General features: G+C 63.3%; 14 protein-coding genes. 7 read left to right on the forward strand and 7 right to left on the reverse strand.

Going from position 1 to position 14078, the window contains the following annotated elements:
* Positions 1–864, reverse strand: a complete 864-nt coding sequence (locus P0652_RS00890) for an ATP-binding protein (protein WP_284176864.1) — start codon at positions 862–864, stop codon at positions 1–3.
* A gap of 205 nt (positions 865–1069) precedes the next feature.
* Here P0652_RS00890 and yajC point away from each other — a divergent pair, with 205 nt between their 5' ends.
* From yajC to P0652_RS00915, 5 genes are all read left to right on the forward strand, one after another.
* Positions 1070–1399, forward strand: coding sequence for a preprotein translocase subunit YajC (gene yajC, locus P0652_RS00895; protein ID WP_284176865.1), 330 nt, complete (start codon positions 1070–1072; stop codon positions 1397–1399).
* Between the two features lie 60 nt (positions 1400–1459).
* Positions 1460–3058: a protein translocase subunit SecD gene (gene secD / locus P0652_RS00900; protein WP_284176866.1), complete on the forward strand. Its 1599-nt coding sequence runs from the start codon at positions 1460–1462 to the stop codon at positions 3056–3058.
* Positions 3059–3101: 43 nt separating this feature from the next.
* Positions 3102–4058 (forward strand): protein translocase subunit SecF, encoded by a 957-nt coding sequence (secF, locus tag P0652_RS00905; RefSeq protein ID WP_284176867.1) that lies wholly within the window; start codon positions 3102–3104, stop codon positions 4056–4058.
* Positions 4055–4420, forward strand: coding sequence for an Mth938-like domain-containing protein (locus tag P0652_RS00910; protein WP_284176868.1), 366 nt, complete (start codon positions 4055–4057; stop codon positions 4418–4420). Before secF ends, P0652_RS00910 begins: the two co-directional genes overlap by 4 nt.
* A 94-nt stretch (positions 4421–4514) precedes the next feature.
* Positions 4515–5417, forward strand: a complete 903-nt coding sequence (locus tag P0652_RS00915; RefSeq protein ID WP_284176869.1) for a phytoene/squalene synthase family protein — start codon at positions 4515–4517, stop codon at positions 5415–5417.
* 6 nt (positions 5418–5423) lie between these two features.
* Here the strand turns inward: P0652_RS00915 and trmFO are convergent, their stop codons facing one another.
* The 5 genes from trmFO to P0652_RS00940 form a co-directional block, all read right to left on the reverse strand.
* Positions 5424–6857, reverse strand: a complete 1434-nt coding sequence (trmFO, locus tag P0652_RS00920) for a methylenetetrahydrofolate--tRNA-(uracil(54)-C(5))-methyltransferase (FADH(2)-oxidizing) TrmFO (protein ID WP_284176870.1) — start codon at positions 6855–6857, stop codon at positions 5424–5426.
* A gap of 220 nt (positions 6858–7077) precedes the next feature.
* Positions 7078–7233, reverse strand: coding sequence for a DUF1127 domain-containing protein (locus tag P0652_RS00925; RefSeq protein WP_284176871.1), 156 nt, complete (start codon positions 7231–7233; stop codon positions 7078–7080).
* A 209-nt stretch (positions 7234–7442) separates the two neighbouring features.
* On the reverse strand, positions 7443–8072 hold the full coding sequence (locus tag P0652_RS00930) for a glutathione S-transferase family protein (protein ID WP_284176872.1): 630 nt from the start codon (positions 8070–8072) through the stop codon (positions 7443–7445).
* The gene (uvrA, locus tag P0652_RS00935; protein ID WP_284176873.1) at positions 8069–11020 is read right to left on the reverse strand and encodes an excinuclease ABC subunit UvrA; all 2952 of its coding nucleotides are present in this window, start codon (positions 11018–11020) and stop codon (positions 8069–8071) included. Before uvrA ends, P0652_RS00930 begins: the two co-directional genes overlap by 4 nt.
* A 194-nt stretch (positions 11021–11214) precedes the next feature.
* Positions 11215–11718 carry a hypothetical protein gene (locus tag P0652_RS00940; protein ID WP_284176874.1) on the reverse strand — a complete coding sequence of 168 codons (504 nt, stop codon included), beginning with the start codon at positions 11716–11718 and terminating at the stop codon, positions 11215–11217.
* An 84-nt stretch (positions 11719–11802) separates the two neighbouring features.
* Here P0652_RS00940 and ssb point away from each other — a divergent pair, with 84 nt between their 5' ends.
* Positions 11803–12306: a single-stranded DNA-binding protein gene (ssb, locus tag P0652_RS00945; RefSeq protein ID WP_284176875.1), complete on the forward strand. Its 504-nt coding sequence runs from the start codon at positions 11803–11805 to the stop codon at positions 12304–12306.
* A gap of 158 nt (positions 12307–12464) precedes the next feature.
* Here the strand turns inward: ssb and P0652_RS00950 are convergent, their stop codons facing one another.
* Positions 12465–13409, reverse strand: a complete 945-nt coding sequence (locus tag P0652_RS00950; RefSeq protein WP_284176876.1) for a sulfurtransferase — start codon at positions 13407–13409, stop codon at positions 12465–12467.
* A gap of 177 nt (positions 13410–13586) precedes the next feature.
* Here P0652_RS00950 and P0652_RS00955 point away from each other — a divergent pair, with 177 nt between their 5' ends.
* The gene (locus P0652_RS00955) at positions 13587–14078 is read left to right on the forward strand and encodes an Lrp/AsnC family transcriptional regulator (protein WP_284176877.1); all 492 of its coding nucleotides are present in this window, start codon (positions 13587–13589) and stop codon (positions 14076–14078) included.

The following is a 14078-nucleotide window of genomic DNA, read 5'->3' on the forward strand; positions in this document are numbered from 1 at the left end:
TCAGCCCTCGATGCGCTTGCCCTGCCGCCCGGCAAGGTCCGAAATATACTGCCAGGCTACGCGGCCAGCCCGGCTGCCCCGGGTAGTCGACCATTCCAGTGCCTCGTGATGCAACTGCTCCTTCGGCAGCATGAGGCCGAAATGCCCGGCATAGGCGTCGATCATCGCCAGATACTCGTCCTGGCTGCATTTGTGGACGCCGAGCCAGAGGCCGAACCGGTCCGACAGTGAAACCTTTTCCTCGACGGCTTCGTTGGGGTTGATCGCCGTGGAACGTTCGTTCTCCATCATGTCGCGCGGCAGCAGATGCCGCCGGTTCGATGTCGCATAGAAAAGTACATTGTCCGGCCGCCCCTCGATCCCGCCATCGAGAATCGCCTTGAGCGACTTGTAGGCATTCTCGCCGGCATCGAACGAGAGGTCGTCGCAGAACAGGATGAAGCGGAACGGCGCGACGCGCAGGCGGTTCATGAGGGCAGGGAGCGACTCGATATCCTCCCGGTGCAGCTCGATCAGCTTGAGCGGATGTCCCAGCCGGACCATCTCGGCATGGGCAGCCTTGACCAGCGAAGACTTGCCCATGCCCCGCGCACCCCAGATCAGCACATTGTTCGCGCTGTGGCCTTCCGCAAAACGCCGCGTATTCTCGACGAGAATATCGCGGATATGGTCGATCCCGACCAGCAGCGCGAGCGGAATGCGCTGGATCTTCGGCACGGGCTGCAGCCGGTCCTCGGCAGCATGCCAGAGGAACCCTTCGGCCGCTGCGAAATCCGGCGCGGGTGGCGGCGGCGGCGCCATGCGTTCCAGCGCTTCGGCGATACGGGTCAGGAGGGGCATGAGGGCAGGGTTGTCGAACGGCATTCGGGCAAGACCTTCGGCTGAGAGGTCTCCGGCTTAGCGGATCGCACGCGGCGGCGCCATATTCCTGCGTCGTTTCCGCACCAGCCTGAGCCCGGATGCGGGAAAAGCCGTAACGAACATTTGCGTTTCATGGCCCCATCACTATATTCCGGCGCGAAATCACGCGGGCGCCGGCGGTTCGGGCCTGACAGTCTTGGAGTGGGCCTTGTTCATTACCCCTGCTTATGCTCAGGCGGCTGCCGCCCCCGGCGCGAACGATATGTTCATGCAGCTGCTGCCCTTCGTTTTCGTGCTGATCATCATGTATTTCCTGCTGATCCGCCCGCAGCAGAAGCGCGCGAAGGCGCATCAGGAAATGGTCAAGAACCTCCGGCGCGGCGACACGGTCGTGATGACCTCCGGCATGATCGGCAAGATCACCAAGGTCATCGACGATGCCGAGATCGAGGTCGAGATCGCCGACAATGTCCGTGTCCGCCTTGTGCGCGGCATGGTTGCGGAAGTGCGGAACAAGAGCGAGCCGGTTCAGTCCTGACCGGACGAACCTTCCGCCCCTGATGAAGCTGGAACCGCCGGAATCCCGGCGGGAGGGTCAATGTTCAGACAATCCACCCTGAAATCCGTCCTGATTGCCTTCACGCTGTTCTTCGCGGCCTATGTGTCGCTGCCGACGATACTCGGACCGGACCGCATGAAGGCCATCACCGGGATGCTGCCGTCCTTCCTGGTTCCGAAGGGCGCCATCAAGCTCGGGTTGGACTTGCGCGGCGGCGTCCATGTGATGCTCGAGACCGACAAGGCCGGCCTGTCCCGGGATCTGGTGCGCCAGCTTCAGGAAGATGTCCGCCGCGTTCTCCGCACCGAGCGCGTGGCCCCGACAGGTGGCATCGTCGCGCAGAGCCGAGGGGTCAGTTTCCGCGTCACCGATGCAGCCGCCCGCACGCGAATCCTCCCGAAGATCCAGGAACTTTCGGTTCCGGTCAGCAATGCCGTGCTCGGCAATACCGGGCAGCGCAGCCTCGAGGTTATCGATCTCGGCGACGGGCTGATCCAGCTCGTCATCACCGATGCCGAACTCAATGAACGCATCCGCCGCGCCGTCGACCAGTCGATCGAGATCTTCCGCCGTCGTATCGACCCCGAGGGCGTGAAGGAACCGTCAATCCAGCGCCAGGGCCTCGACCGGATCGTGGTGCAGGTGCCGGGCGCGCAGAATTCCAAGGAAATCACCGACGTCCTTCAGCCCGGCAAGCTCGAATTCCGCATGGTGTCCGAGCCCGGCGCCAATCCGGCCGAGATCGAGACCCTGCCTTACACGGATGAAGGCGGCGGCACGATTCAGGTCGAAAGGCGCGTTCTCGTCCGCGGCGAGGACCTGACCTCCGCGGAGCCGACCTTCGACCAGCGGACGGGTGAACCCGTCGTCAGCTTCCGCTTCAATGTGAAGGGCGCGCAGGCTTTCGCCAAGGTCACGACTGAAAATGTCGGCAAGCCCTTCGCCATCATCCTCGACAACAAGGTGATTTCGGCACCCCGCATCATCTCGCCGATCACGCAGGGTCAGGGCCAGATTTCGGGCCGCTTCACGGTCGAGCGCGCCAACGCGCTGTCGATCCTGCTGCGCTCCGGCGCGCTGCCGGCCAGCTTCACGCTGGTGGAAGAGCGCACGGTCGGGGCAGGCCTCGGCGCAGATTCGATCGATGCCGCTGTTGTGGCCTCGATCGTCTCGCTCGTGGCGGTCTCCATCTTCACGCTCGCGACCTATGGCGTCTTCGGCATCATCGCCCTTGTCGCCCTGACAGTGAACTTCATGTTGCTGATCGCGCTGATGGCTCTGCTCGGCTCGACGCTGACATTGCCCGGCATTGCCGGGATTGTGCTGACCTTGGCCATTGCAGTCGATTCCAATGTGCTGATCTACGAGCGGATCCGCGAGGAGCAGGCGGCCGGCCGTTCAGCCATCTCCTCGCTGGATTCCGGCTTCACCCGCGCGCTGGCGACCATCCTTGATGCCAACATCACCAGCTTCCTTGCCAGCGCGATCCTCTATCTCGTCGGCACCGGCGCGGTGAAGGGCTTTGCGGTAACGACAAGCCTCGGCATCGCCACCACGATCTTTACCGCCTTTACGCTGACGCGGATGATGGTGGCGGCCTGGTATCGCTGGTTCAAGCCGAAATCCGTTCCGATCTGATGATGTCGAAGCGCCCGTTCTCCCGTCCTGACCGGAAATCCCGATGAAGCTCCTTCGCCTCGTTCCCGACAATACCCGCTTCGGCTTCATGCGGTTCCGCCGCGTGTCGTTCCCGCTTTCGGCGCTTCTGTCGATCGTTTCGGTCGTTACCTTCCTGTGGCTCGGCATGAATGTCGGCATCGACTTCAAGGGCGGCACTGTTGTCGAGTTGCAAGCCCGTGGGGATCGCGCCAACATCGCGCAGGTTCGGGAGACAGCGTCGGGCCTCAATCTCGGCGATGTCGAGGTTCAGGAATTCGGGTCGCCGCGTGAGGTGATTCTCCGTGTCGGCCTCCAGGAGGGCGGCGATGCGGCTCAGGCCCAGGTTGTAACCAAGCTGCGCAACGCGTTCGAGGCAGCGTATGAATTCCGCCGGGTGGAGGTGGTTGGCCCGCGCGTCTCGCAGGAACTCGTCCAAAACGGTACGATCGGCGTTCTGCTGGCGATCATGGTCATCCTGGTCTACCTGTGGTTTCGCTATGAGTGGCAATTCGCCGTTGGCGCGGTCATCGCCACGATGCATGACCTGGTGCTGACCATCGGCTTCTACGCCGTCACCCAGATCCAGTTCGACCAGACCTCGATCGCCGCGATCCTGACCATTATCGGCTATTCACTCAACGATACCGTCGTCGTCTATGACCGCGTTCGGGAATTGCTCCGCAAATACAAGAAGATCGGCCTGCATGAGCTGCTCGATCTCTCGATGAACTCGACACTCTCGCGAACAGTCATCACCTCGATCACGGCCATCCTTGCCCTCATCGCTCTTGCGATCTTCGGCGGTGATACGATCCAGGGCTTCTGCCTTGCCATGCTGTTCGGGATCGTTGTCGGCACCTATTCGTCCATCTTTGTGGCAGCGCCGATTCTGATTTATCTTGGGGTCCGCGTCGGCGAAGGTGTGGGCGCGGCCGCGGGCAACGCCGACAAGGCCATCAATTCCGGAGCAACCAAATGAGCGGCTACATCCCCGGCGGACATCAGATCGAGTCCTACGGCAATGGCGGCTTCCGCTTTGCCGGCATGTCCCACCAAGGCTCGATCATCGCGTTGCCGACCGGCATCCAGTCCTGGGCCGTCACCTCGCCGAACCGGATCGACGTATCCTCGCTGACGCCGGTGATTGTCGAGATGAACCAGCTCGACATGCTGCTGATCGGCACCGGCGAGAAGGCCCTGCCGCAGGATTCGCCCTTTGCCCTGGCGCTTCGCCAGCTCGGGTTCAATGTCGAGGTGATGGACACAGCAGCCGCTGCGCGCACCTACAACGTGCTGTTCGAAGAGGGGCGCCGGGTCGGCGCAGCGCTTATCGCCGTTTGAACAACCTATCCACAGCCAAGGACGAGGGAATGGGGACAGACCGCTTTCCTTGGCCCGGTCCCGCTCCATATCCGGGACTGGGAGGAAAGGCTGGATGAATTCGCCACTCGCCATGCCCGGCCTTGCGGATCGAGCGGGCCGGGATCTGGACGCGGCTTTTGCAATCTGCATGGCGCAGGTGCGAGCGCTTGATCCGGACCGGTATCTGGCCTGCCTGTTCGCACCGCGCGAGGCGCAACCCGGCCTTTTCGCCCTCTATGCGTTCAGCAGCGAGATCGCCCGGATCCGGGACATCGTGTCGGAACCAATGCCGGGGGAGCTTCGCCATCAATGGTGGCGTGAGGCCCTGTCCTGCAGGGGCGAGGAGGCCGGGCGGCAGAACCCGGTCGCCCTTGCGATTCTGGAGACGCTCCGGCGTTATGCCCTGCCGCCTGAACCGCTGCTGGCGCTGATCGAGGCGCGCAGCTTCGACCTCTATGACGATCCGATGCCGACCTGGCAGGATCTCGAGGGTTATTGCGGCGAGACCTCGTCTGCCTTGGTCCGGCTGGCCTCGCTAATTCTGGCGGGGGGAGAAGAGCCCGGAAGCGCGGATCTCTGCGGCTATGCCGGTGTCTGCTATGCCATGACAGGCCTGCTCCGGGCGTTCCCGATCCATGCCCGGCGGCGGCAATGCTTTCTGCCGCACGAAATGCTCATCTCCTGCGGTATCTCGCTGGATGATATCACGGAGGGCAAGGACAGCGACAACCTCCGGGCTGCCCTGCACGAGGCGCGGCAGCGCGCGAGGGGTCATTTTGAAACCCTGTGCAGCCGGATCGGCGAGATCGATGCGCGGATCCGGCCGGCCTTCCTCGCCTGCTGCCTCGTGCCGGCCTATCTCGGCAAGATGGAGCGGGCGGATTACCGCCCCTTCGAGACGCTGGTCGATCTCAACCCGCTGCGGAAATGGTGGATCATTGGTCGCTCGGCCTGGAAGGCCAAGCGCTACCGCTGATCGGCTTCACGCCGCCGCTTCGGACAGGGAAGGCGCGAGCGCATGGTCCGCCATCCAGGCTGCAAGGGCAGCTTTGGCCCGCGAAGTGATCATGCGCTTCTTGGCCACTGCCTTGTCCTTGCCGCGCAGCCTTTTGCCATTCTCGTCACGCGGGGCAGCCTCGAACTGTGGAAAGAGGCCGAAATTGATGTTCATCGGCTGGTATGATTTCGGGCCTGTATCGATGGTCTCGATATGGCCGCCGGTAATGTGGTTGAGCAGCGCGCCGAGCGCCGTCTCGGGCGGAGGCACCGCCAGCGCGCGACCGAGCCTTTCTGAACTGGCCAGCAAACCCGCCAGAAGCCCAATCGCCGCGCTCTCGACATAGCCCTCGCACCCGGTGATCTGCCCCGCAAAGCGCAGGCGCGGCTGGGCCTTCAGGCGCAGAACGGAATCAAGGTGGCGGGGCGAGTTGAGATAGGTGTTGCGGTGGATGCCGCCGAGCCGGGCGAATTCTGCCTGTTCGAGGCCGGGAATCATCCGGAAGATCGTCGATTGCGGCCCATATTTCAGCTTCGTCTGGAAACCGACCATGTTGTAGAGCGTGCCGAGCTTGTTGTCCTGCCGGAGTTGGACCACGGCATAGGGCTTCACGGTCGGATCATGCGGGTTCGTCAGTCCGACCGGCTTCATCGGCCCGTGCCGGAGCGTTTCGACACCGCGTTCGGCCATCACCTCGATCGGAAGGCAGCCGTCAAAATACGGCGTATCCTTCTCCCACGCGCGGAATTCGGCTTTTTCCCCGGCAATGAGGGCGGCAACAAAGGCCTCGTACTGCGCCTTGTCGAGGGGGCAATTGATATAATCTGCCCCGGTACCGCCGGGACCTGCCTTGTCATAGCGGGACTGGAACCAGGCCACATCCATGTTGATCGACTCGCGATGGACGATCGGCGCGATCGCATCGAAAAAGGCCAGCGAATCCTCGCCGGTCAGCGAACGGATCGCCTCCGCCAATGCCGGGGATGTCAGCGGTCCCGTTGCCAGGATCACGCTGTCCCATTCCTCCGGGGGAAGGCCCGCAACCTCGTTCCGGTCGATCATGATGAGCGGATGGGCCTCGAGCCGGGCCGTGACATCACCCGAGAACGCATCCCGATCCACCGCCAGCGCGGAGCCGGCTGGCACCTGGTGCCGGTCAGCCGCGTGCATGATCAGCGAGCCCAGCCGGCGCATCTCGTCATGGATCAGCCCGACGGCATTGAGATCCGAATCATCGGACCGGAAGGAATTGGAACAGACCAGTTCGGCCAGCCCTTCCGACTTGTGGGCCTCGGTCATGCGGCGTGGCCGCATTTCATGAAGCACGACGGGAACACCGGCCTGCGCGATCTGCCAAGCCGCCTCGCTGCCGGCCAGGCCACCGCCGACAACATGGATCGGGGAAAGGTTTCGGTTCATGCCCGGTCAATAGTCGTTTGCGCGGCCGAAGGCGAGGGGGCGCATAAAAAAAGGCCCGCCGAAGCGGGCCATTCGCACGTAAGGGCCGGGAGTTAGCCGATACGCGTAGGGACAACACGCGAGGTCAGGCGCCAGGTGGGAGAGGTCTGCCGCCTGACCCGCGTGAAGCAGGAAAACGGGCAGGCCGGGACGGGGAGAACATCCGGGCCTGCCCGTTGTCTCAGGCGCCGACTGCCTGGCGGGCCGCCTGTTCGATGCTGCCGCGGTTCAGGCCGATATCGGCGAGCTCGCGGTCGGAAAGCTGCGAGAGGATCTCGACATTCCGACGGAAACGCAGCCACGACTGGATGCGGGCGATAATGTGGGTCAGGATCATGGGTCTTCTCCAGAATTGAATGTCGCGACCCGCCGACTGCCGCTGCATCACCGTGAGGGACGCTGCCGTCGTCTTGGGCATGGCTGCTTATGTGCAGTGCAAAAAAGGCAAAGTCTAGGCAGAGCTGGCGCCTCAGCGGCCACCAGATATGCGGATTACGCATGCCTGTTTGATAAAACTTTAATGATTGCGCGAGAACCGCCTGGGCCTCAGCTGGACGGCGCAATGAAAGGCTGCGTGATTTCCCGAAAGACTTCCGTGGCTTCGAGCCGTGCAGCGAGCGCGGCCAGCCGCGGATGGGCCTCGAGCCGGCCGAGATCCGGATGCGCCTCGCCCAGATGGCGCAGGATCGACACGGCCGTAATGTCCGGTTGGCTCATCCTGTCGTCGCTCCAGAACGGACCAGGGCGCGTGGCATAGGCCGCCTCGAGCCAGGCGAGACCGTCGCGGATCTGGCGCTGGCACCGTTCGACATAGAAGGCGGAAGGGGCCTCGTGCAGGCGCAACTCGTAGAACAGGGCCACGGCCTTGTCGCCGACACCCCCGGCAACGGCGCAGATGCGCATCGCCTCCGCCCGTACCAGCCCGCCGGCGGGCAACAGCCGGCGCTCCGGCTCGACCAGCCCGTCGAGATGGTCGAGGATTGCCTGGCTGTCGACAAGGGCCGTGCCATCCTCCAGCACCAGGGTCGGCACACGAAGCAGCGGATTATACGCGCGGATACGGTCGGCATCGCCGAAGACCGACCAGGGCGCATGCTCGAACGGGATCCCGTAGAGGCGCATCGTGATGGCGACCCGGCGGGTGAAGGGCGAATCGAATTGCCCGATCAGGATCATCCGGCGCTGCCCTTGAGGGGCCGCCGCTTCAGGACATCCGCGAGGAACCGCCCCGTATGGCTGTCCGGGTGGCGGGCAACGGCTTCCGGCGTGCCTTGGGCCACCACGCGGCCGCCGCCATCGCCGCCTTCCGGCCCCATATCGATCACCCAGTCCGCCGTCTTGATGACCTCGAGATTATGCTCGATCACCACGACGCTGTTGCCCTGCTCGACCAGCTCGTGCAGCACTTCGAGCAACTTGGCGACATCGTGAAAATGCAGGCCGGTCGTCGGCTCGTCGAGGATATAGAGCGTCCGTCCGGTCGAACGGCGCGACAATTCTTTCGAGAGCTTCACCCGTTGTGCCTCGCCGCCGGAAAGCGTGGTGGCCTGCTGACCGACCTTGACATAGCCGAGACCGACCCTGGCCAGCGTCTCCATCTTCTCGCGGATCGACGGCACCGACCTGAACAGGTCCGCAGCCTCCTCGACCGTCATGTCGAGGACATCGGCGATCGACTTGTCGCGGAACTTCACTTCCAGCGTCTCGCGGTCATAGCGCTTGCCCTTGCAGACATCGCAGGTGACATAGACATCCGGCAGGAAGTGCATCTCGATCTTGACGACACCATCGCCCTGGCAGGCCTCGCATCGCCCGCCCTTGACGTTGAACGAGAAGCGCCCGGCGGAATAGCCGCGCGCCTTCGCTTCCGGCAAGTTGGTGAACCATTCGCGGATGGGCGTGAAAGCGCCCGTATAGGTGGCCGGATTGGAGCGCGGCGTCCGCCCGATCGGCGACTGGTCGATATCGATCACCTTGTCCAGCAGCTCGAGCCCCTCGATCCGGTCGAACGGGGCGGGGTGGTCCATCGCCCCGTTGAGCCGGCGGGCGACGGCCTTGTACAGCGTCTCGATAACGAGCGTGGACTTGCCGCCGCCCGAAACCCCGGTCACGCAGGTGAAGAGACCGAGCGGGATATCGACATCGACCTGCTTGAGATTGTTGCCCCGCGCGCCAACCAGCCGGAGCATCCTGCCTTTCTGCGGCGAACGCCGTTTCGCCGGAACCGGCACCTGCTTGCGCCCGGTGAGATAATCGCCTGTCAGTGATTTCGGATGGGCCATCACCTCCTCGGGCCGGCCCTGCGCGATGATCCGGCCGCCATGGATGCCAGCGCCGGGCCCGATATCGACGACATAATCCGCCTCGCGGATCGCATCCTCGTCATGTTCGACAACGATGACCGAATTGCCAAGGTCACGCAGGCGCTTGAGCGTGCCAAGCAGGCGCTCGTTGTCGCGCTGGTGCAGGCCGATGGACGGCTCGTCCAGCACATAGAGCACACCGGTCAGGCCGGAACCGATCTGGGAGGCCAGCCGGATGCGCTGGCTTTCCCCGCCCGAAAGCGAGCCGGAGCCGCGCGACAGGGTGAGATAGTCGAGCCCGACATCATTGAGGAAGCGCAGCCGGTCACGGATCTCTTTCAGAACGCGGCCGGCAATCTCGTTCTGCTTCGCTGTCAGGCTGCCGGGCAGGGATTCATACCATTGGCCGGCATCGCGCACCGAGAGCCGGGCAATCTCGCCGATATGCTTCCCGGCGATCTTCACCGCCAGCGCCTCGGGCTTCAGCCGGTGGCCGTGGCAATCCGAGCACGGCGTCTCGGACATGTAGCGCTGGATTTCCTCGCGCGACCAGTCGCTCTCGGTCTCCTTGTAGCGGCGTTCGAGATTGGTGATGATCCCCTCGAACGGCTTCTTCACCTCGTAGGCACGCGTGCCGTCGCTATAGGCGAAGCGGATCGGCTCCTGCCCCGAGCCGTAGAGCATGACCAGCTTGACGCTGTCCGGCAGGTCTTTCCAGGGCTTCGTCATCGAGAAGCCGTAATGCGCCGCAAGCGCCTCCAGCGTCTGGCCATAATAGGGCGAGGAGGATTTGGCCCAGGGCGCGATGGCGCCCTTCTTCAGGCTCAGGCTTTCCTCCGGCACGATCAGGCCGGCATCGACGCGCATTTCGTGGCCGATCCCGCCGCAAGACGGGCAAGCGCCGAACGGATTGTTGAACGAGAACAGCCGGGGCTCGATTTCCGAAATGGTGAAACCGGAAACCGGGCAGGCGAATTTCGAGGAGAAGGTCATACGGCGCGGCTGGCCGCTCTCGTCCTTCTCGTCGGCCCATTCGAGGATCGCGATCCCGTCGGCCATCTCCAGCGCGGCCTCGAACCCTTCGGCCAGCCGCGAGCCGATATCCGGCCGGACGACGATCCGGTCGATGACAATGTCGATATCGTGCTTGAGTTTCTTGTCGAGCGCCGGCGCCTCGGCCAGTTCGTGATATTGGCCATCGATCTTGGCGCGCTGGTAGCCTCGCTTGAGGAAATCCGCGAGTTCCTTGCGGTATTCGCCCTTGCGGCCCCTTATGACCGGTGCGAGCAGATAGGCGCGCGTCTTTTCCGGGAGGGCGAGCACGCGATCCACCATCTGGCTGACGGTCTGGCTCTCGATCGGCAGGCCGGTGGCCGGGGAATAGGGCACACCGACCCGCGCCCAGAGCAAGCGCATGTAATCGTAGATCTCGGTGACGGTGCCAACCGTCGAGCGCGGGTTGCGCGACGTCGTCTTCTGCTCGATCGAGATGGCCGGGGAGAGCCCGTCGATCTGGTCGACATCGGGCTTCTGCATCATCTCGAGGAATTGCCGCGCATAGGCCGAGAGACTCTCGACATAGCGGCGCTGCCCCTCGGCATAGATCGTGTCGAAGGCAAGCGAAGACTTGCCCGAACCGGAGAGCCCGGTGAACACCACCAGCTTGTCGCGCGGAATGACGAGATCGACATTCTTCAGATTGTGCTCGCGCGCCCCGCGGACAGCGATCACGCGCTCGCCCGGAAAGCTGAGAGCGGCTTCGTCGAACAGGGCTTCGACCTGCGCCGCTTCCTTGCGGCGGGTGGATTTCGCTTGCGTCATGACAAACCGGCTGAGGAGAGGGCTGTTCCTGCTCAAGTAAGGCGGGGGGCAGGGGGCTTCAACCGGGAATCGACATTCCCGACCGCGCTTTCCTGTAAAACAACCCTTGCACAGGCCGAGACATCCGTCTAGAACAAAAAGCGAACAACATCACGAATTGCTGACATACCTTGTCAGCAATCCTCGGAGCATCGTCAGGAGGCGCCCATGGGAGCCCAGAAACAGGCCGGTTTCCCGGGGATCGAGATCATCTTTCCCTTGCCGTCTTCATGACGGCAGACATGAAACCGTCCATCGGGAGAGGGCCGGGCTTCCCGGTGGCCGATGAAGGTTCCGTCGAGGAGCATCCAGCCCCCGGTGGTGGACTTCACCTGCTCCACCGCCACGGGGTAGCAATCCCGGTCGGAGCAGCATTCATAGGGATACCAGCTATGGGCAAGGGCAGCGGTCGGAACAAGCAATACAAGAAGAGCAGAACCAAGCTTCATCAGAACCTCCAGGGCGCTTGACGTCAGAGACAACGGCAGGACGTGCGGCGCGCGGGGTGCGCGCCGTGGAGACAGCTTCACTTCATCTTCTGATTGTTGGGGGAGCCTGCCGTGGAGAAAGCAAAGCGACGGCAGCCCACCATCGAGACAGGCTATGGGACAGATGGTTAATTTTTTGTTTCCGGCCTTGTGCAGGGGCGCTGTGGACAAGGACAACGACCTTCTGTCCCCGGGGCTGGCACCTCACTAAGGTGCGGCGAAGTTGGATGGAACGGCAGCATTCGGGAGCAGGCCATGGCCGGTAGCGTGAACAAGGTAATCCTCGTGGGCAATCTCGGGCGGGACCCGGAAACCCGTCGCCTGGCCAATGGCGACCCGGTGGTCAATCTCCGGATCGCCACGTCGGAAAGCTGGCGCGACAAGCAGTCGGGCGAGCGTCGCGAGAAGACCGAGTGGCACTCCGTCGTGATCTTCAACGAGAACCTCGCCAAGGTGGCGGAGCAATATCTCCGCAAGGGCTCGAAGATCTATGTCGAGGGCCAGCTGCAGACCCGCGAATGGCAGGACAAGGATGGCCAGAAACGCTATTCGACCGAAATCGTCCTGCAGCGCTACCGCGGCGAACTGACCCTGCTCGACGGCCGCGAAGGCGGCGGCAGTGCCCCGCGCGAGGTCGATGACATGGGCGGCGGTGGCTATTCCGCGCCGCGCATGGGCAGCGGTAGCGGCGGTGGTGGCGGGGCGCGCCCGTCCGGAGGCGGCGGCCGCCCCGACATGGATGACGACATCCCGTTCTGATCGGCGAGGCTGCACCACACAGCACCTCCGCCAAACACAGGGCCACAGCGGCAAGCGAAGCCCGCCCTGCAGGGACAGGACGGGCTTCCGGGGCCGATCCAGCTCAACAGCAACCGGATCGTGTTTGAGGAGCTTCCTTCAGGAGAGCCGGGGGTTGTTCAGGAACCCGAGCCAGCAGGCTTCTCGACAGGACCTTTTTTCTCCAGCGAGTATTCGAGCATCGAGCCGTCATAGAGCTTCACGCCGGGCAGGCCGAGCACTTCGCTCATCACGAACCAGTCAGTCGCCGCCCAGTGGCCGGTGTTGCAATAGGCGATCGCACCGCTGGCATTGGCCGCCGCGCTGAATTCACGGGCAAGCGAGGCCTTGTCCTTCAGTCGGTTGTCGGCCGTGAAGGCACGGGCATGCGAGATGTTGACAGCACCTGGAATATGGCCGGCCACCGGGATGGCCTTGTGCTTTTCCTTGCCGCTGAAGAAACTTTCCGGCCGGCTGTCCACCAGCAGCGTGCCGGATTCATGCGCCTTCAGCACGTCTCCCAGCCGGGCGCGCAGGCTTTCGTCAGGCCGGGCTTCGTAGATAGCAGGAACCGGCGTTGTATCCCCGGTAGCGACCGGGCGGGCCTTGACGTCGGTCCAGCCCTTGTAGCCGCCATCGAGAATGGCGATCGAGGCATGGCCCATGGCCTTGAACGACCAGTAGACTCGCGCCGCCGCGCCGAAGCTGCTGCTGTCGGTACCCTCATGCACGATCACCACGTCCGATTCCGGCGCGATGCCGAGATCACCGGCCAGCGCCTCGAACTGCGCCGGCTCAGGCAGGTAGAGCGAGGTATTCTCACGCGGCAGGCGCCAGCTGGCATGGCCGTAATCGGCATGGACCGCACCGGGAATATGCCCGGCCTGGAACAGGGCGCGGCCCTTTTCGTGCGTCTCGCCAGAGCGGATATCCACGACAACAAGGTTTGGGTCGCCGAGGCGTGCGGAGAGGCCACCGGCATCGATCAGGCCACGCAACGGCGTGCCAGCCAAAGCGGCGGCCAGCGGTGTCAGCAAGGCGCCGGCAACAAGGGAAGCCAGGACGAAGCGACGATGAAGGAACATGAGTCGATCCTCTAGGGGCTGGCTCTGGCAGCCCGACATGGCCTTGATTTAGAAAAATCTTCTTCCATTGACAATTGAAGCAATTGATATAGGGAAATCCTTCCAAATTCGGATCGGCTTCAGGAACGGTCGACCGTTTCGGGGCAGGAGAAGCAAAAGGGTTTCTGGAGGCGCGGAATGGATTCTTTCGATCGGGCGATCCTGTCGCTGATCCAGGCAGACGGCTCGCTTCCCCTGAACGAGATCGCCTCGCGCGTCGGCCTGTCGCCGACCCCATGCTGGAACCGCATCCGCAAGATGGAGGAGTCAGGCATCATCGCGCGCCGGGTTGCCATTCTGGATGCTGCGAAACTTGGTCTCGGCGTGACGATTTTCGTCTCGATCGAGACATCGGATCATTCCGAAGGCTGGCTTGCCCGCTTTGCCGAAGCCGTGAAGGACATGCCGGAGGTCGTCGATGTCTACCGCATGTCCGGCGATGTCGACTACATGATGCGGGTGGTCGTGCCTGGTATCGACGCCTATGACGATTTCTACCGCCGGCTGATCAAGGCCGTTCCGCTCAAGAACGTGACGTCGCGCTTCGCGATGGAGAAGATCAAGGCGACGACGGCTTTGCCGCTCGAGCAATCACCGGTCTTCAAGGCCCGGAAAAAGACGCTGAAATAG

This window comes from Rhabdaerophilum sp. SD176 (assembly GCF_030143245.1).
In the GTDB taxonomy this organism is placed as follows: Bacteria; Pseudomonadota; Alphaproteobacteria; order Rhizobiales; family Beijerinckiaceae; genus Rhabdaerophilum.